Origin of the sequence: Corallococcus sp. bb12-1, assembly GCF_026626765.1 — a bacterium.
In the GTDB taxonomy this organism is placed as follows: domain Bacteria; phylum Myxococcota; class Myxococcia; order Myxococcales; family Myxococcaceae; genus Corallococcus; species Corallococcus terminator.
The window spans coordinates 274590-294091 of record NZ_JAPNJZ010000028.1 but is presented as its reverse complement, the minus strand read 5'-3'; the positions used below and the strand labels follow the sequence as shown (position 1 = coordinate 294091).

The following is a 19502-nucleotide window of genomic DNA, read 5'->3' as shown; positions in this document are numbered from 1 at the left end:
AGCGCCCGCTTCCCTGGCTGCCGGAGAGGGGCCTGCGGGTGTTCTGCGGCCCCACCCTCCAAAGGCGGGGTGGCTTCCCCGGGCGGGGGGGCGGCACCACGTTTACCCGGCCCCGAGGCGCCCTGGGCAAGGGGGCGTGCTTCGGGGCGGGGGAGGCAGGTCGTGAGACGAGCCGATTCAACGACGGGGCGCCGGGCTTCGCGCGCGGGCCTGCGGCTGGGCGCACTGCTGGGAGTCTTCTGGCTGGGGACTGGATGCGGGCAGCGCTCGGAAGAGGCGGCGGCGCCCACCACGCCCCAGGTGGTGTCCCTGGGACCGGAGAACGTGGTGCGTGTCGCGCCCAGGGAACTCCAGAGTGGTCCCATCATCTCCGGTTCGCTCCAGGCTCGGCGGGTGGCGAACGTGCGGGCGGAGGTGGGCGGCAGCATCCTGGAGGTGAAGGCCGACCAGGGGCAGACGGTGAAGGAGGGGGACCTCCTGGCGCGAGTGGAGGAGGGCACCCTGCGTGAGCAGGTGTTGGCGGCCACTTCCACCCTGCGCGTGGCGCGCAATGCCTTGCAGGTGTCCAAGGCGGATGAGCAGCGCAACCAGATGCTCGTCAAACAGGGCGTCATCACCCGCCGCGACTTCGAACGCGCGCAGCTGGCGAGGACGCAGGCGGAAGGACAGCTCGCTGAAGCGCAGGCGCGCCTGAGGCTGGCGCAGGACCAGCTGGGACGCACGAAGGTGACCGCCCCGTTCACGGGCGTGGTGAGCGAGCGGCAGGTGCACTCGGGCGACATCGTCCAGCCGGGCGCGCCGCTCTTCACGGTGGTGGACCCGGCCACGCTGCGGCTGGAGGCGTCCGTGCCCGCGGCGCAGTTGGACCAGGTGAAGGTGGGCACGCGGGTGGACTTCCGCGTCAACGGCTACCCAGACCGCGCCTTCCAGGGAGAGGTGGCGCTCATCAACCCGGCGGTGGATCCCGCGACGGGACAGGTGCGCATCTACGTGCGCATTCCCAACACCGAGCAGGTCCTCCTGTCGGGTCTGTTCGCGGAAGGTCGCGTGGCGTCCCAGGCGAAGCAGGCGCTCGCGGTGCCGGTGGACGCGCTGGACACGCGCCAGGAGCCCCCCACCGTGCAGCGCATCTCCGGCGGCAAGGTGGAGCAGGTGGCGGTGACGCTCGGCTTGAGGGACGACGTGGCGCAGTCCGTGGAGGTGCGCTCGGGGTTGAAGGACGGGGACGTGGTGCTGCTCGGGTCCGCGCGCGACCTGACGGAGGGTACGCCCGTGAAGGTCTCCGCCGCGCCCGAAGGCCCGCGGAAGCCCGGAGCCCCGCAGGAAGGGCAGGGCGTGGGCGGCGCGGGCAATGTGTCCGGCGCGCCCGCGCACGCGCCGGCCCCGGGCACGCCCGCGAGCGCGCCGACCCAGCCTCCCGCGAAGGCCCCGTAGGCGCGCACCCCACCCGTTGAAGCAGTGCAGGAGCGGTCCGTGTTCATCTCCGACTTCGCCATCAAGCGCCCCACCGTCACCATCACGGCGATGGTGGCGCTCGTCGTGTTCGGCATCGTCGCGCTCATCAACCTGGAGACGGACGAATTTCCCGACGTGCAGCAGCCGGTCATCAACGTCACCATCGCGTACCCGGGCGCATCGCCGGACACGGTGGAGCGCGAAATCGTGGAGCCCATCGAGGACGCCATCTTCAGCATCTCCGGCATCGACGGGAAGAAGACGACGTCCAGCTCCACGGACAGCCTGGCGAACTTCACCGTCTTCTTCGACTTCGACAAGGACGTGCAGGAGGCGTCGCAGGACATCCGGGACGCCATCTCCAGCAAGCGCGCGGACCTGCCGCAGGAGATGGAGGAGCCCATCCTCACGCGCTTCGACCCGGCGGACCAACCCATCGTGTCGCTGGTGCTCACGTCGGATGCGCTGGACGTGCCCGCGCTGACGCTCATCGCGGACCCCACGGTGGTGGGCGATTTGCGCTCGGTGGCCGGCGTGGCGCAGGCCACGGTGGTGGGCGGCGTGGAGCGGGAGATGACGGTGCAGGTGCGGCCCGTGGCGTTGCAGGCGGCCGGCCTGTCGGTGGCGCAGGTGGTGGCGGCGCTCCAGTCGCAGAACCTGGCCGCGCCGGTGGGCCGGCTCAACTCCGAGCTGCAGGAGCGCACCATCCGGCTCAAGGGCCGGCTGGCGACGCCGGAGGACTTCGCGCAGGTGCCCATCGCGGAGCGCAACGGGCGCACGCTGCGGCTGGGAGAGGTGGCGGACGTGTTCGCCGGCACCGAGGAGCCGCGCACGCTGTCGCTCTACAACGGCGCGCAGGCGGTGGGCATCGAGATCATCAAGTCCAAGGGCCACAGCACCACGGAGGTCGCGGACGGCGTGCGCGAGCGCGTGAAGGCGCTCCAACAGCGGCTGCCCGCCAATGCGCGGCTGGAGATTGTTCGCGATGCGGGCACGCGCGTGGAGAACTCCGTGCTCAACGTGCAGGAGGCGCTGATTGAAGGCGCGCTGCTGACAGTGCTGGTGGTGTTCCTGTTCCTCAATTCATGGCGCTCCACGGTCATCACCGGACTTGCGCTGCCGGTGAGCGTGCTGGCGTCGTTCGTGAGCGTCTGGGCCTTCGGCTTCACGCTCAACACGATGTCGCTGTTGGGCCTGACACTGGCCATCGGCATCCTCATCGACGACGCCATCGTGGTGCGCGAGAACATCGTGCGGCACGTGGAGATGGGGAAGGACCACTACACGGCGGCGCGCGAGGGCACGAACGAGATTGGCCTCGCGGTGGCGGCCACGACGTTCTCCATCGTGGCGGTGTTCGTGCCGGTGGCGTTCATGTACGGCGTGGCGGGGCAGTGGTTCAAACCGTTCGCGCTCACCATCGCCATCTCCGTGCTGGTGTCGCTGTTCGTCAGCTTCTCGCTGGACCCGATGCTCAGCGCGTACTGGCCCGACCCGCAGGTGGAGAAGGGCGAACGGCGCAACTTCATCTCGCGGGGGCTGGCGCGTTTCAACCACTGGTTCGACCGGCAGGCGGACCGCTACAAGCGCGTCATCGCGTGGGCGTTGGATCACCGGCTGGCGATGGTGCTCCTGGCGGTGGGGTCGCTGGTGGGCGCGGTGGCGTTGCAGGGGCTCTTCGGCGGCGCGGGCTTCGCGCCGGTGAGCGACCGCGCCGAAATCGAGATGCTGGTGGAGACGCCCGCGGGCTCCAGCCTGAACTACACGCGACGCAAGGTGGAGGAGGTGTCCCGCCTCACGCGCGCACACCCGGAGGTCGCGTACACGTACACGACCATCGGCGTGCCGTTGCCCCTGCGCTCGCCGGGTGTGGACCAGGCCCTGGTGTACGTGCGGCTCAAGCCGAAGGGCGAGCGCAAGGCGAGCCAGGAGGTGCTGGGCAATACGCTGCGCGATGAGCTGCGCGCGGTGGGTGGCGTGTCGGTGTCGGTGTTCACCAGCGGCTTCGGCGGGGCCATCAAGTCCATCCAGTTGGAGCTGCGCGGGCCGGATTCGAAGGGGCTCAACCAGGTGGCCCAGCAGGTGATGAAGGAGGTGAAGCAGGTGCCGGGCGCGGTGGACGTGGGCCTGTCCACGCGCGGCGAGAAGCCGGAGCTGGAGGTGGAGCTGAACCGAGGCGTCGCGGGGCAGCTCAACGTGACGGTGGGCATGGTGGCGCAGTCGCTGCGGCCGGCCTTCGCGGGGCTGGACTCCGGCGACTGGGTGGACCCGATTGGCGAGACGCGCGACGTGATGGTGCGACTGGCGCCGCAGTTCCGGGAGAACCCCTCCGATTTGGCCCAGCTTCCGCTGGTGATTGGCTCTGACGCCACGGGCGCGCCGGTGGTGGTGCCGCTGGGGCAGGTGGCGAAGGTGACGCAGACCATTGGGCCCGCGCAGATCGACCACCTGAACCGCGAGAAGGTCATCAACGTGCAGGCGAACGTGGCAGGCCGTTCACTGTCGGAGGTGATGAACGAAGTGCAGACGCGCCTCAAGTCCGTGAACATGCCGCAAGGCTACGAGCTGTCCACGGGCGGCGAGTCCGCGGATCAGGCGGAGGTGTTCGGCCGGGTGTTCCTGGCGCTGGGCGTGGCGGTGATGTTGATGTACCTCATCCTCGTCATCCAGTTCGGCTCGTTCCTGGATCCGCTGGCCATCCTGGTGTCGCTGCCGCTGTCGCTCATCGGCGTGGTGCTGGCGCTGCTGGTGACCGGCGACACGCTGAACATCATGAGCCTCATCGGCGTCATCCTGCTGATGGGCATCGTGGCGAAGAACGCCATCCTGCTCATCGACTTCGCCAAGTGGCAGCACGAGAAGGGGATGCCCCTGCGCGAAGCGCTCATCGAAGCGGGACGCATCCGCTTGCGGCCCATCATGATGACGACGCTGGCGCTCATCGCGGGCATGATTCCGGTGGCGCTGGGAAGTGGCGAGGGCGGCGACTTCCGGGCCCCACTGGGCCGCGCGGTGATTGGCGGCGTCATCACGTCCACGTTCCTGACGCTGCTGGTGATACCGACGGTGTATGAGATTCTTTCGGACGGTCGCACGTGGATGACCCGGAAGCTGCTCAAGGTGTTCAAGGGCGGCGCGCCGGGGCCCGTGCACGGGGGCGGTGGCGAGCCCAGGCCCCAGCCCCAGGCCCGACAGGATTGATGCGCGGAGGAACCTCGCGTCACCCCAAAGGAACGGTTGGCGCTCCTCGCTTCAGACCATAGGGTCAGGAGTGTGGAGTTCCCGTCCCCGCTGCCCGATTCGCACCGCTCGCTCGTCGCTGAAGCCCTGGAAGCACTGGGTGTCACCCGCTGGGTCCTGAGCCTCCATGACCCCAGCTTCCCCGGCTTGCCGGGCGAGGACGTGGGCCGTGGCTCGCCGTACTCCGAGGGCGCCGCTCGCTTCCTCGCCTTCGCCCGCGACCTGGGCTTCACCGGCATCCAACTGGGACCCCAGGGGCAGACCACCGCGCACAACCCGTCGCCGTATGACGGGACGTTGTTCTCGCGCAACACCCTCAACGTAGCGCTCGCGCCGCTCACGGATCCGCGAGGGCCCTGGGGTGCGTTGCTGTCCACCGACACGCTGGCGCGGTTCGTCGCGGAGCTGCCCGAGGGCGGTGGTCCGGAGGCCCGCTATCAGCACGCGTGCCGGTCCCAGTCGCTGGCGTTGCAGGAGGCCTGGGAGACGTTCCTTCGCGAGCGCTCCCGGGCGGATGCACCCGCGGCCCTCCTCTCGTTGGACCAGCGCTTCGCGGCGTTCCGGGAGGAACACCGGGCCTGGCTGGAGCCGGATGCGCTGTTCGACGTGCTCGGGGCTCGCAAGGGCACTCCGGACGACTGGCGCTCCTGGGCGGATTCACTGGATGGGCGCCTCTACGCGCCCCGGCCGGGAGAAGAGGCCCGGGCGGAAGCGCGCATCCGGGAGTTGCTGACGCTCGAGGCGGAGGCGGTGGAGCAGTACGCCTTCCGCCAGTTCCTCGTGCACGAACAGCACAGAGTTCTTCGCGAGCGCGCTGCGGGCTGGGGCCTCAAGCTGTACGGCGACCTCCAGATTGGTTTCTCGCCCCGGGACACCTGGAGGCGGCAGGGCCTGTTCCTGGGCGCGTACCTCATGGGCGCGCCGCCCAGCCGCACCAACCCGGAAGGCCAGCCGTGGAACTACCCGGTGCTGGACCCCGAGCAGTACGTCTCCCCGGAGGGCTCGGGGCCGGGTCCGGTGCTGCGCTTCATGGACGCGCGGCTGGGCAAGATGCTCTCGGAATACGACGGGCTGCGCATCGACCATCCCCACGGGCTCGTGTGTCCCTGGGTGTACCGCGCGGGCTCAGCGGATCCGCTGCGCGCCGTGCAGGGCGGGGCGCGCCTCTTCTCGTCGCCGGACCTGCCGGACCATCCGGAGCTGGCCCGTTACTCCATCGTCACTCCGGAGCAACTGGACCGCACGCAGCAGCGTCACGCGGATGGCTGGGTGAAGTCGCTGACGCCCGAACAGGTGGGTCGCTACGCGCGCCTCTTCGACACCGTGGTGCGCGCGGCCCAGGAGCGCGGACGGGCCCGCGAGGACGTGCTGTGCGAGGTGCTGAGCACGCTTCCCTTCGAGCTGTCCCAGGTGATGGCGCGCGACGGACTGGGCCGCTTCCGCGTCACGCAGAAGGCGGACCTGAACAACCCGGCGGACGTGTATCGCAGCGAGAACGCGGCCCCCGAGGATTGGATCATGGTGGGCAACCACGACACGAAGTCGCTCTGGCGGCTCGTCGCGGAGTGGCAGTGGAAGCATGGCCTGCGGGCCCAGGCGGACTACCTCGCGCAGCGGCTGCACCCCGAAGCCGAGGGCCGTGAGGACTTCGCGCGCCAACTCGCGCAGGACCCGGGACTGCTCGCGCAGGCGAAGTTCGCGGACCTCTTCACCAGTCGTGCGCGCAGCGTGATGGTGTTCTTCGCGGACCTGCTGGGCATGCCCGACACGTACAACGCCCCGGGCTCCGTGGACCCGCGCAACTGGTCGCTGCGCATTCCCCACGACTGGGCCCGCCAGTACCAGGAGCGTCTGCGCGCGGGCGCCGCCCTCAACCTGCCCCAGGTGCTCGCGATGGCCCTGCGGGCGGGAGGACCCGAGGCGCGGGCTCTCCACGCGGACCTCCTCGCCCGGTTGGACCGCGCCGCCTCCCAACTCCAGTCTGGCGCGTAGTCCCTCCAGACACTGGGGAACCCCTTACTCATGCCGGGCCCACCTGAACGGCTGTCATTGACGACCCGACGTCAGGGGTTCAATGTCACTCTCAGGCTGCTCGACTTCACTTTGAGAGAATGTGAAAGCGTTTTGGATTGGAATCCTTGCCTTGAAATCCCTGTTGGAAGCGTTATCAGGGCTATGCCTGTTGAAGTAAGGCTTCAAGCGGGGGACCGCGTGGCGAATCATCGTGAGTGGAGCTTCGGAGGGCATCACGCGCACTTCGAGGAGCCGGACCTGTTGGTGATGAAGTTCAACGGGCCTTCGAAGTTGGAGGACTGTCAGAGGGTGTTGGAGGTGTGCCAGGAGGTGGCCGAAAAGCAGCCGGTCTTCCTCATCTCCGACGTGTCGAATTCGCTCCTCGACAAGGAGGCGCGCGAGCTGCTGGTGGAGCACTCGAAGGCGGAGTGGTTCCGGGGCCACATCTACGTCGGCACGGGCCCGCGAGAGGTCGCGGGGGCCAAGGCGCTGATGCTGGCGCTGTACTTCACCGGCCGGTGGATGGTGGAGGTGGACTTCGCGGAGTCGGAGCGGGACGCGCGCGACCTCGTGTCGAGGAAGCGCGCGCAGCTCCCGAAACAGTAGGGCCCTGCCCGTCGCCTCAGTGCTGGACGTCCAGCACGAGGCGCGTGGGGTTGGTGAGTTCCAGCACGCGGAACGGGGCCCGGCGCGTGGTGCCCAGCACCCACGTCACCTCGCCCTCGAATGCGCACAGGCGCGCCAGCTCCAGCACCGACGGCAGCGCGGGCTTGAACGTGCGCTGCGCCACCGTGGCCTGGCCCTGCTCGTTGTGCGCCTGCGCCCGGGTGAAGCGCACCTGGAGCGCGGCCTTGCCCGGCACCGGCACGTCGTCTCCCGAGCCGCAGTCCTGCACCGGCGTCTTCACGTACGACACCTGGTAGCCCGGCAGGCGGGGGCCTGCGAACTCGAACACCGTGCGGTCGTAGCCCTCATGCGTGCCGGTGCGCACTGAACTCATCGTGACGGAGGGGGGCTCGCTGCGCTTCTTCTCCACCGTCTCCAGGGTCCATGTGGCGTCCGCGGCCAGCGCGCTGCCCGCATCCACCGGGCCACTGCCCGCGTCCACCGGGGCGTTGGCCTTGCTGTCCGTGCCCTGCGTGCTTCCCACGGGAGCCTGCGCGCTGCCCGTGTCCAGGACGCGCTCCACTGGCGGCGTCGCGGTGGTGGGAGCGGAACCTTCCCGCGGCACGGTGTTGGTAGGCGTGGGCACGGCCGGGACGTTCATGGGCACCGTGGCAGGCTCCTGCTTCTCACAACCCGCCCCCAGCAACCCGCCCACCATCCCCAGCGCGCACAACCCCTGTCGCAGACGCATCCTGTTCCTCCGACCTTCCAGTTGAACCGCGTCCCACGGGGACTTCCGAGTCCTCGCACAAGGTGCGCGCCCGAGTCACGGAAGATGCTCCGCCTCTCGCGGCGACTGTTGCCCAGGGGCACAGGCCCGGGAGGCGGCTCGCCGCGCTGTTCCCCCTGCACCCGGTCGTCACCGACACCCGGCCGAAGTGGTCCCCACGACTGGACGGGTTGCGTATAGGGTCCGCCCGGCCGCGTCCCGGGCCACCCCCTCGAGCCCCCTGCACTGGAGACTTGCGCCCCATGGCCCTCGACCTGACCTCCCTTCCGCGTCCCTCGCGCGACGACACCACCGTGGGCACCATGGTGCGTGGACTCGTGGGCAGCGAAATCCTCCGCATCGCCGCGGAGATCCGCGAACTCGTGGCGAAGGGCACGAAGGTCTGCAACCTCACCGTGGGCGACTTCAGTCCGAAGGAGTTCCCCATCCCGGACGGCCTGCGCGCCCAGATTGGCACCGCGCTCCAGGCGGGTGAGACGAACTACCCGCCCTCGGACGGCGTGCTGGAGCTGCGTCAGGCCGTGCAGCGCTTCTACGAGCGCTCCCTGGGGCTGAAGTACCCGCTGGAGGGCATCGTCATCGCGGGCGGCGCGCGGCCCATCATCTACGCTGCCTACCGCGCGGTGTTGGACCCGGGCGACGTCGTCGTCTACCCGGTGCCGTCGTGGAACAACAACCACTACGCCCACATGCTGGGCGCGAAGAGCGTGGTGGTGACCACTGACGCGGACTCCGGCTTCATGCCCACGCTGGCGCAGTTGGAGCCGCACCTGTCCACCGCGCGCCTGCTCTGTCTGTGCAGCCCGCTCAACCCCACCGGCACCATGGTGGACCCGGAGGCGCTGCGCGCCATCTGCGAGCGCATCGTCCAGGAGAACCGCGCGCGAGAAGGCCGCGGCCAGAAGCCCCTCATCCTGATGTACGACCACATCTACTGGGTGCTGAGCTTCGGCGGCACCAAGCACGTGACGCCCGTGGAGCTGGTGCCGGAAATGGCGCCCTACACCGTGTTCGTGGACGGCATCAGCAAGGCGTTCGCCGCCACCGGCGTGCGCGTGGGTTGGGGCGTGGGCGCGCCCACCCTCATCTCCCGCATGCGCGACGTGCTGGGCCACGTGGGCGCCTGGGCCCCCAAGGCCGAACAGGTCGCCACCGCGCGCTATCTGGACGACACGCAGGCCACCGAGGCCTTCCTCGCCACCATGCGCGCGAGCGTCGACGCGCGCCTGGAAGCGCTCCACCGGGGCTTCGCGCGCATGAAGGACGCGGGCCTGCCGGTGCGCGCCATCGCGCCGCAGGGCGCCATCTACCTGTCCGTCCAGTTCGACCTGGTGGGCAGGGATGGGCTCGCCACCAATGACGCCATCCGCAAGCGCCTGTTGGAGAAGGCCCGCTTCGCCGTGGTGCCCTTCCAGGCCTTCGGCCTCGCGGAGGAAAGCGGCTGGTTCCGCCTCTCCGTGGGCGCCACCTCCGTCGCTGAAATCGAGGAGGCCCTGCCCCGCGTGGAGGCTGCCGTGCGCGAAATCCTCGCCGGGAAATAGCGACTTTCCTCCCCAGCAGGGCAGGTTGGGAATACCCTGCCAGAACCGCCGTTGAGGCCGCCGCCATCATGCTCAAGCGCTTCGTGGATGTCCGGGACGAGGAGGTGGGGGCGGTCCTCGGCTCGTTCATCTACTTCTTCACGCTGATGTGCGGCTACGCCATCCTGCGGCCCATCCGCAACGAGATGGGCACGGCGGGGGACGTGAAGCACCTGCCCTGGCTCTTCACGGTGACGTTCGTCGTGATGCTGCTGGCGGTGCCGGCGTTCTCCATGCTGGTGGCGCGCTACCCCCGGCGCGTCGTCGTGCCGCGCGTCTACCGCTTCTTCCTGCTCAACCTGCTGGCCTTCTTCGTGCTGCTGAAGTTCGGCGTGGCGAAGGAGGGCGTGGCGCGGGCCTTCTACGTCTGGCTGAGCGTCTACAACCTGTTCGTCGTCTCCATCTTCTGGAGCTTCATGGCGGACGTGTTCGCCAGCGACCAGGGCAAGCGGCTCTTCGGCTTCATCGCCGCGGGTGGCACCACGGGCATGATCGTCGGTCCGTTCCTGGTGGGGCGGCTGGCGGAGGGCGTGGGCCCGGTGAACCTCATCCTCCTGTCCGCGGTGATGCTGGAGGTGAGCGCGCAGTGCGTGAAGCGCCTGGGCCGCTGGGCGCGGGATGTCCAGCACCAGCCCGCGACGCGGGAGGGCCCGGTGGGCGGCGGGATGCTCGCGGGGCTGCGGCTGTTGGTGACCTCGCCGTTCCTGCTCGCGCTGGGGCTCCAGGTGCTCCTGTACGCGGCCACCTCCACGTTCCTGTACTACCAGGAGGTGCAACTGGTGGCGGGGATGGCGAAGGACGCGGCGGCGCGCACGGCGGCGTTCGCGGACATCGACTTCTGGGTGCAGGTGCTGACGCTGGGCTTGCAGACGATGGTCACCGGGCGGGTGATTTCGAAGTTGGGCCTGGGCGTGGCCATGGCGGTGCCGCCGGTGCTCACCATGTTGGGCTTTGGCGTGCTCGCGTTCGCGCCGGTGCTCGCGGTGCTCATCGGCGTGAAGTCGCTTCGGGGGGCCAGTCACTACGCGCTGGAGCGCCCGTCGCGCGAAATCCTCTTCACCACGGTGGACCGCGAGGCCCGCTACAAGTCGAAGAGCTTCATCGACACGGTGGTGTACCGCGGCAGCGACACGGTGAGCTCGTGGCTGCAGGGCGGCCTCACCGCGATGGGCATGGGGATGACGGGCCTGTCGCTGGTCGCGGTCCCCATGGCGGCGCTGTGGCTCGCGGTGTCCCTGTACCTGGCGCGGCAGCAGCGCGTGCGCGCCCCTGAAGCAGTTGCACAGACGACCCTTTCCGGAGGAACCACCGCATGAAGTTGACCCGAAGAGGCGTGATTCAAGCAGCGGCTGCGTTGGGCGTGGCCCAGACCCTGGGCTGTGCGACGACCCCCAAGGCGGGGCCGGCGCCTGGCCCGGAGGCGGAAGAGCCCAAGGGCAAGCCCCTGAGCATCCTCATCCTGGGCGGCACCCGCTTCCTGGGTCCCGCGTTGGTGGAGCGGGCCCAGGAGCGCGGCCACACCCTCACGCTCTTCAACCGCGGCAAGTCCAACCCCGGCCTCTTCCCGAACGTGGAGAAGCTCCAGGGCGACCGCGACCCGACCAAGGGCGAGGGCCTCAAGGCGCTCGAGGGCCGCAAGTGGGACGTCGTCATCGACACGTCCGGCTACTACCCGCGCATCGTGAAGGCGTCCGCGGACCTGCTGGCGCCCAACGTGGGCCAGTACGTCTTCATCTCCAGCATCTCCGTCTACAAGGAGCTGACGAAGTCGAACCTGGATGAGACGGCCCCGGTGGCCACCATCGATCCCTCGGCGAAGGAGGAGATCACCGAGCAGAGCTACGGGGCCTTCAAGGCGCTCTGCGAGCAGGCCGCGGAGGCCGCCTTCCCGGGCCGCGCGCTCAACATCCGCCCCGGCTACATCGTGGGGCCGGACGACGGGTCGGACCGCTTCACCTACTGGCCGCTGCGGGTGGCGCGCGGCGGAGAGGTGCTGGCCCCGGGTGACGGCGAGGATCCGGTGCAGTTCATCGACGCGCGCGACCTGGCCGCCTTCATCATCCGGAACGTGGAGCGCCGCACGATGGGCGTCTTCAACGTCACGGGCCCCACGAAGCCCATCAAGATGCGCTCCTTCCTGGAAAGCGTTCGCGAGGTGACGGGCAGCGACGCGCGCTTCACCTGGGTGGAGACCCCCTTCCTGGAGCAGCAGAAGCTGATGCCCATCGCGGAGATCCCCATCTGGGCGGCGCGCACGGGCGCGGAGGGTGGTCTTGGCCGCGTGAGCATCGAGCGCGCCGTCCAGGCGGGCCTCACCATCCGGCCCCTGGCGGACACGGTGCGCGACACGCTGACGTGGTTCCGCACCCTGCCTCCGGAGCGTCAGGACAAGCAGCGCGCGGGCATCCCCGCGGACCGCGAGCGCGAGATGCTCGCGGCGTGGCACCAGGCGAAGGGCACGGGCACCGCCAAGGCGGCGGAGTAGCCCCGGACGGCAAAGCCTGGTCGCCGGGTATCCGTGCGACCAGGCGGTGCCTGGGCGGCGAGCGCGTCCCGGGGATGCTGGCCGAACGCGTCATGAGGTCGCACCTTTTCCGCCATGGAACGCGACCAGGACAGCAGGCACCACGTGGTCATCGTCGGGGCGGGCTTTGGCGGGCTGGAGGCCGCGAAGGCCCTGGGCAAGGCACGTGATGTGCGGGTGACGGTGGTGGACCGCTACAACCACCACCTCTTCCAGCCGCTCCTGTACCAGGTGGCGACGGCGGTGCTGAATCCGGCGGACATCTCCGCGCCCATCCGCAGCGTGCTCGAGGCGCGCAACACGGAGGTGATGCTGGCGGAGGCGAAGTCGGTGGATGCCCGCCGCAAGGTGCTGGTCGTTGGAGGCGGGGAGATTGCGTACGACTCGTTGGTGGTTGCGACGGGTGCGGCGCACTCGTACTTCAAGCATCCGGAGTGGGCGCAGGTGGCGCCCGGCCTGAAGACGCTGGAGGACGCGGTGCGCATCCGCGAGCGCGTGCTGACGGCCTTCGAGGCCGCGGAGCGCGAGTCCGACCCCGTGCGCCGGAGTGAGTGGCTGACGTTCGTCATCATCGGCGCGGGGCCCACGGGCGTGGAACTGGCAGGGGCGCTCGCGTACATGACGCGGCACTCGCTGCCGAAGGACTTCCGGCGCATCGACACGCGGCAGGCGCGGGTCATCCTCCTGGAGGGGTTGCCCCGGGTGCTGACGGCCTATCCGGAGGAATTGTCCGAGGAAGCGAAGCGCGACTTGGAGCGGCTGCACGTGGAGGTGCGCACCGGGGCGATGGTGACGGCCGTGGACGCGGAGGGCGTCAACGTGGGCGGGGAGCGCATCCCCACGCGCACGGTGCTGTGGGGCGCGGGCGTGGCGGCATCCCCGCTGGTGCGCTCGCTGGATGTGCCCCTGGACCGCGCGGGGCGGGTGAAGGTGGGGCCGCTGCTCACGGTGCCGGGCCATGACGACGTGTATGTGATTGGCGACGTGGCGGCGGTGGCGCAGCACGGCAAGCCGGTGCCGGGCATCGCGCCGGCGGCGATGCAGATGGGGCGGCACGTGGCGAAGACGGTGCGGAACCGGCTGGCGCACAAGCCGCTCCGGGCGTTCCGCTACCACGACAAGGGCAACTTCGCGGTCATCGGCCGGGGCTACGCGGTGGGGATGCTCTTCGACAAGTGGAAGATGCACGGGACGCCCGCGTGGCTCGTCTGGGCGGGCGTGCACATCGCCTACCTGATTGGCTTCCGCAACCGCCTGTCGGTGATGCTGAACTGGGGCTACACGTTCTTGACCAAGGGTGGCCGGGACATGCGGCTCATCACCGGGAAGGTGGCGAACCGGATGCCCGTGTTGGACGCTGGGCCTTCCGTGCCCGTGGCGGCGCCGCTCCCGGAGTTGCCCATGCCGCGGCCCGCGCCGGTGCACTGAGCTTCTGGCGAAAGCAGGGCCTCCCGGTGGCGACCCCGGGGGGATGGCTCAGGTGGTTTCGTCCGTCAGCAGGACGGCTTCCTGGGCCCTGCAGTCGAGCAGCAGCGCGAACTGCGCCAGGAAGCGGGCGAGTGCGCTGTAGGTCGTCTTGAGCTCCACTTCCGCGGTATTGACCGACTCCGGGCGCTCGTAGCGGTCCGTGCGGGTCGCGACCCGGGTCCGGACGCCCAGGCCCCCTCGGGTATTGATGGGGTACGCGGAGATCGCGACGAAGACCTGCTCGAGCTTGTTGGGCTCCTGGAAGGCCCACGTTCCGCCCACGATGCCACGCCGCGCCTCCTCGCCCAGGGGGAAGGCGGTCAGCGCCGAGGCAAAGGCCCGGAGCTGCTCCATGCCGAACCATGCGCTGCTCTCTCCCGAGAAGGCCCCGGCGCGGACGCTCACCTGGAGCTCCGCCGTCCCGTCCTCGTCAGAAAAAAGCTCCAGCTTGAGCCTGTCGCTGCTCATCGTTCCCGCCTCTTTTCCGTACCTCGGGTGTGGCCTCACGAGGGACGGGTCTTCTCGTTCCGGAATGACGCAGGAGGTTCAATCGCTCCGCTCCAGGATACGGAGCGTAGGGGTTGGCGTGGCGCAAAGCCGGGGGATTTCCCTGGATCCGCTCCTCCGTGCACGGACGGCGTCGCACCTTCCGGCTGCTCGCCGGGCCTGCGGGCGTTACGGAGGGGGACACGCGGGCCCTGGCCATGTCAGCCTGCCGCGATAAGGCAGGGTAGGGCCGTGGAGCGCGGGGTGCCCGACCCTGCAGGTGGGCGGGCAGGGGTGGAGGGGACAGGCCATGAGGTGGGACGCAATGGGCGAGTCGCCCGGATGGGACAGCACGGTGGCGCGGGACGGTGGCGCGAACGCAACGACGGCTCGCGGTGGGCGGGGCTCCATCCTCGCCGTGGTGGCGGAGAAGCCGGCCGTGGCGCGCGACATCGCCCGGGTGCTGGGCGCCACCGAGCGCGGCGAAGGCTGTCTGCGCGGCAACGGCTACGTCGTGACGTGGGCCCTGGGGCACCTGGTGGGGCTGGCCCAGCCGCATGAAATCAAGCCCGAGTGGAAGCGCTGGCACCGCTCGCACCTGCCCATGCTGCCGCAGGACTGGCCGCTGGTGGTGTCGCCGCAGACGAAGGACCAGTTCGAGGTGGTCCGCCGCGTGATGAACGCGCCGGAGGTGTCCGCGGTGGTGTGCGCCACCGACGCGGGCCGCGAAGGCGAACTCATCTTCCGCTACATCTACGACGCCGCCGGGTGCCGCAAGCCGGTGCGGCGGCTGTGGGTGTCGTCGCTCACCGAACGCGCCATCCTCGATGGGTTCCAGAAACTGAAGGACGGCCGGGCCTACGCGCCGCTGGCCGACGCCGCCATGGGCCGCAGCCGCGCGGACTGGCTCGTCGGCATGAACCTGTCGCGCCTCTACACGCTCGCGAGTGGGACCTACGGCAGCATGCTGTCCGTGGGCCGCGTGCAGACGCCCACGCTGGCCATGGTGGTGGAGCGCGAGCTGGCCATCCGCGAATTCGTGCCCCGGGACTACCTGGAGCTTGTGGCCACCTTCGCCCCGCGCGGCAAGGGCGCGGCGGCCGGGACTCGCTACCAGGGCACGTGGTTCCGTTCAGGGCCGGACGGCAAGCCGGTGATTCCCCCGGGCTTCGACAGCGTGCGCGAGGCGCGGCGTCTGGACGTGGACGGCGTCGAGGCGGGCCGCATCATCGACCGGGTGCGGGGCGGGCTCGCGGCGGTGGAGTCGCTGGACGCGGAGACGAAGCGGATGCCGCCGCCGCTGCTCTACGACCTGACGGAGCTGCAGCGTCACGCCAACCGCCTCTTCGGCTTCAGCGCGCAGCGCACTCTGGAGGTCGCGCAGGCGCTCTATGAGAAGCACAAGCTCTTGAGCTATCCGCGCACCGCCAGCAAGCACCTGTCGGAGTCGGTGGCGGAAACGCTGCCAGAGGTGGTGCGCGCCATCCAGGCGCCCTACGCGGAGGACCTGGCGCCGGGCACGGGTGAGCGGCCCCTGGGCAAGCGCTACGTGGACGACGCGAAGGTGACGGACCACCACGCCATCATCCCCACGCCCACGTCGCCTTCCGGCATGCGGCTGTCGCCGGACGAGCAGCGCCTCTACGACCTCGTGTGCCGGCGGGTGCTCCAGGCGTGGCACGATGACCACGTCTGGAAGGTGACCACGGTCATCACCGCGGTGACGTCGAAGGCGGACACCGGGGCCGTGGTGGATCGCTTCCACAGCGCGGGCACGCAGGTGGAGCGCGTGGGATGGAAGGTGTTGGACGTGGGCGGCGGGCAGAAGGCGCCGCGTCCCCGCGCCGAAGGCAAGAAGGGCGAGGACAAGGACGACGAGCCGGACGACGAGCCTCAGGACCTGCCGCCGGGGCTCCTGCGCGGACAGGCGCAGACGGTGGAGGACGTGGAGGCGGTGAAGAAGCGCACGCGCCCGCCGCCGCGCTTCACGGACGCGACGCTCCTGACGGCGATGGAGTCGGCTGGGCGCACCCTGGACGAGAAGGAACTGGCGGACGCCATGCGCGACACGGGGCTGGGCACGCCCGCCACGCGCGCGTCCATCATCGAAGTGCTGCTGGAGCGCGAGTACCTCATTCGTCAGGGCAAGCGGCTGGAGGCCACGGACAAGGGCATCCACCTCATCCAGGTGGTGCACCCGGACGTGAAGTCCCCGGTCATGACGGGCCAGTGGGAAGCGTGGCTCCAGCGCATCGAGCGTGGGCAGGGCGAACTGGATTCGTTCCTGAGCGGTATCGAGGCGTACGTGCGCGAGGTCGTGGGACAGGCGCCGTCGTCGCTGCCTCCGACTCCGGTGCACGCTGGCGGTGCTCGGGCCCCGTCACCCGGTGATGGCTCCGCGCAGGACTTCTCCCGGGCGGCTGATGCCGGGCGCTCTGGCGGTGCTGCATCGCACGGAAGCGCAGCGGCTTCCGCGAACGGGCGCGCTGGCGGTAGCCCTCCGCTGGGGACCGGACTGGCTCCCGTGAACGGGCGGTTCGAGGCAGCCCGACAGCATCCCTCACAGGGGGCCGTCGAGAATCTCTTCCGTGCGCGAGAGGCTGAGGCCGTCGCGGGTGCGGCCTCCACACGCGGTACGTTCGAAGCCCGCTCCGGTGTCGAGCGCGAAGGGCCGGGCTCCCTGCGCGATGCCGCTTCTCCAGGCGCTGGCTTGCCGCGCGATGCCGTCTCTCCAGGCTCCAGCCTGTCGCGCGGTGCCGTCGGTGGCGCATCTCCGGACTCACGGGGCGCAGCGCTCCGGATGCAGGAACCTCCTCCCCTGATTCCCTCCGCGGAGGTGCGGACCGCGTTCGTGCAGGCGTCGTCCGAGGGCTTCGGCCGGGCCCGTCGTCAGCCGCAGGGCGTGAACATGGGGAGCGGACGGCCGGAGCGGGTGTCTCGCGCGCCCACGCCGCCGAACCAGCTTCGGGGCCTGCTGAAGCAGGCCTTCGGCTTCTCCGACTTCCGGCCGTACCAAGAAGAAGTGTGTCGCGCGGCCACGTCCGGCGAGGACCTGCTGCTGGTGATGCCCACGGGCGCGGGCAAGTCGCTGTGCTACCAGTTGCCGGGCCTGGCGCGTGCGGGGACGACGCTCGTCGTCAGCCCGCTCATCGCGCTGATGGAGGACCAGGTGCTGCGGCTCCAGTCGCTGGGGTTCGCGGCGGACCGCATCCACTCCGGACGCGACCGGGCCGCTTCCCGGCAGGTGTGCGCCGAATACCTGGAAGGTCGCCTGGACTTCCTCTTCATCGCGCCCGAGCGTCTGGGCGTCCCCGGCTTCGGCGAATTCCTGGCCCGGCGCACGCCCTCGCTCATCGCCATCGACGAAGCGCACTGCATCTCGCAGTGGGGCCATGACTTCCGTCCGGACTATCGGCTCCTGGGCTCGCGCCTGCCCTTGCTGCGGCCCGCGCCCGTGGTGGCGCTCACCGCCACCGCGACGCCGGACGTGCAGCGCGACATCGTCCAGCAACTGGGGCTGCGCGGCTCCACGGGCGGCGCCGCGCACACCTTCATCCACGGCTTCCGCCGCACCAACATCGCCATCGAAGTGCGGGAGCTGAACCCAGGGGCTCGCGGCGACGCCATCCTGACGCTCCTGCGCAACCCGGAGCACCGGCCCGCCATCGTCTACGCGTCCACGCGCAAGCACGCGGAGCAGTACGCGGAGCTGCTCTCCTCGGACTTCCACACCGCGCCGTACCACGCGGGCCTCCCGCCCGCGGACCGCGACCGCATCCAGGCGGCCTTCCTCAAGGGACACCTGGAGGTCATCGTCGCCACGACGGCGTTCGGCATGGGCATCGACAAGGCGGACGTGCGCACCGTCATCCACGCGGCCCTGCCGGCCAGCCTGGAAGGCTACTACCAGGAGCTGGGCCGCGCGGGCCGCGACGGGAAGGACTCGCGCGCCGTGCTGCTGCACGCGTTCGTGGACCGGCGCACGCACGAATTCTTCCACCGCCGCGACTACCCCGACCCCGCCGTCCTGGAGCGCCTCTATCAGGCCACGTCCAACGAGCTGGAACCCAAGGGCTCCATCCAGGCCCGCGTGAGGGGGGACCCGGAGGTGTTCGACAAGGCGCTCGAACAGCTGTGGATCCACGGCGGCGTGGAGATGACGCCGGACGAGGACGTGCGGCGAGGACGCGCGGGCTGGGCGGTGCAGTACATCGCGCAGCGCGAGCGCAAGCAGCTGCACCTGGAGCAGATGGGCCGCTATGCGGAGGCGCATGGCTGCCGCATGCGGCACCTCGTCGCGCACTTCGGAGACCTGCAGGACTCCGGCGCGGCGTGTGGCCTGTGCGACGTGTGCGCTCCGGAGACGTGCGCGGTGGTGCGCTTCGAGGAGCCCTCCGCGGTGGAGGCGCACGCCCTGGGCCGCATCCTTGAGGCCCTGCACGCGCGCGACGGTCAGGCCACCGGCCGGCTCCACCGGGAGCTGTTCGGTGACGCGCTCCACCGGCGCGACTTCGAACGGCTCGTGGGGGGCCTGGCGCGCTCCGGGCTGGTGCGCCTGGACTCGGACTCCTTCGACAAGGACGGTCAGGTCATCCTGTTCCAGCGGCTGTCGCTGACGGACACGGGCCGCCGCGCGCGCGTCATCGCGCCCGGACAGGTGGTGCTCCCCCAGGCGCGCGAGGAGTCCCCCAAGAAGCGTCGTGGCCGGGCCACCCCCGCGGCTTCGAAGCGGGCGCCCCGCAAGCGCGCGGGCGCCGGGGCAGAGGCTTCTCCGAAGGGACGCGGCAAGCGCGCCGCCAGCACGGGCACGCGACGCGCCACGAGCAGCCGGGCCGAACCGTGGCAGCCCCCTCGCGGGGACCGGGCCGACGCGGACTTCTCCCAGGAGTCCTTCGCCTCTGACGCACCCGCCCCGGGTCGAAGCTGGAAGGCGCGCACCTCGCCGGAGCCGTCCACCGGGCCCCGGGCCTCGTGGAACGCGTCGCGCCAGACACCTGAAGCCGGATACGCGGCGCCCGAGGCCGCTCCCGCCCTGGTGGAGTCCCTCAAGGCCTGGCGGCTCACGGAAGCCCGCAAGCGCAAGGTGCCCGCCTTCCGCATCCTCACCGACCGGGTGCTGGACGCCATCGCCAGCGCCCGGCCCTCCAGCGGCGCGGAGCTCTTGTCCATCCACGGCGTGGGCCCGGCCCTCACGGAACGCTACGGCGCGCAGATCATCTCGCTCGTGTCCCGTCGCCGGTAGAGCGTCCGCCGCCGGACACCCGGGTTTCATGCACCGTCCCTGTCCCCTGCGCGTGGCGTCGCGCCGCACCGCGCACGGGCGCCGGGGACTCGGCGTGGG

General features: G+C 70.3%; 11 protein-coding genes. 9 read left to right on the top strand and 2 right to left on the bottom strand.

Annotated elements, in window-relative coordinates; genetic code table 11:
• Positions 1-162: 162 nt before the first annotated feature.
• The 4 genes from OV208_RS35080 (at position 163) to OV208_RS35065 (ending at position 7314) form a co-directional block, all read left to right on the top strand.
• Positions 163-1434 carry an efflux RND transporter periplasmic adaptor subunit gene (locus OV208_RS35080; RefSeq protein WP_267578286.1) on the top strand — a complete coding sequence of 424 codons (1272 nt, stop codon included), beginning with the start codon at positions 163-165 and terminating at the stop codon, positions 1432-1434.
• A gap of 39 nt (positions 1435-1473) precedes the next feature.
• Positions 1474-4656: an efflux RND transporter permease subunit gene (locus OV208_RS35075; protein WP_267578285.1), complete on the top strand. Its 3183-nt coding sequence runs from the start codon at positions 1474-1476 to the stop codon at positions 4654-4656.
• A gap of 72 nt (positions 4657-4728) precedes the next feature.
• Complete coding sequence (locus tag OV208_RS35070; protein WP_267578284.1) at positions 4729-6687, top strand: 4-alpha-glucanotransferase; 1959 nt, start codon at positions 4729-4731, stop codon at positions 6685-6687.
• A 219-nt stretch (positions 6688-6906) separates the two neighbouring features.
• On the top strand, positions 6907-7314 hold the full coding sequence (locus OV208_RS35065; RefSeq protein WP_267578283.1) for a hypothetical protein: 408 nt from the start codon (positions 6907-6909) through the stop codon (positions 7312-7314).
• Positions 7315-7330: 16 nt separating this feature from the next.
• Here the strand turns inward: OV208_RS35065 and OV208_RS35060 are convergent, their stop codons facing one another.
• Positions 7331-8065, bottom strand: coding sequence for an AMIN-like domain-containing (lipo)protein (locus tag OV208_RS35060; RefSeq protein WP_267578282.1), 735 nt, complete (start codon positions 8063-8065; stop codon positions 7331-7333).
• A 281-nt stretch (positions 8066-8346) separates the two neighbouring features.
• On the opposite strand from OV208_RS35060, the gene OV208_RS35055 reads away from it, so the two are divergent.
• The 4 genes from OV208_RS35055 (at position 8347) to OV208_RS35040 (ending at position 13636) form a co-directional block, all read left to right on the top strand.
• Entirely contained in the window at positions 8347-9645 is a 1299-nt protein-coding gene (locus OV208_RS35055; RefSeq protein WP_267578281.1) for a pyridoxal phosphate-dependent aminotransferase, read from the top strand.
• A 68-nt stretch (positions 9646-9713) separates the two neighbouring features.
• Positions 9714-11000: an NTP/NDP exchange transporter gene (locus OV208_RS35050; RefSeq protein ID WP_267578280.1), complete on the top strand. Its 1287-nt coding sequence runs from the start codon at positions 9714-9716 to the stop codon at positions 10998-11000.
• Complete coding sequence (locus OV208_RS35045) at positions 10997-12169, top strand: NAD-dependent epimerase/dehydratase family protein (protein ID WP_267578279.1); 1173 nt, start codon at positions 10997-10999, stop codon at positions 12167-12169. Before OV208_RS35050 ends, OV208_RS35045 begins: the two co-directional genes overlap by 4 nt.
• A gap of 114 nt (positions 12170-12283) precedes the next feature.
• Positions 12284-13636, top strand: a complete 1353-nt coding sequence (locus tag OV208_RS35040) for an NAD(P)/FAD-dependent oxidoreductase (RefSeq protein WP_267578278.1) — start codon at positions 12284-12286, stop codon at positions 13634-13636.
• Between the two features lie 48 nt (positions 13637-13684).
• Here the strand turns inward: OV208_RS35040 and OV208_RS35035 are convergent, their stop codons facing one another.
• A complete protein-coding gene (locus OV208_RS35035) occupies positions 13685-14143 on the bottom strand; it encodes a hypothetical protein (RefSeq protein WP_267578277.1) in 459 nt (152 codons plus the stop codon).
• Between the two features lie 328 nt (positions 14144-14471).
• Here OV208_RS35035 and OV208_RS35030 point away from each other — a divergent pair, with 328 nt between their 5' ends.
• Positions 14472-19403 (top strand): DNA topoisomerase 3, encoded by a 4932-nt coding sequence (locus OV208_RS35030; RefSeq protein WP_267578276.1) that lies wholly within the window; start codon positions 14472-14474, stop codon positions 19401-19403.
• Positions 19404-19502 lie beyond the last annotated feature (99 nt).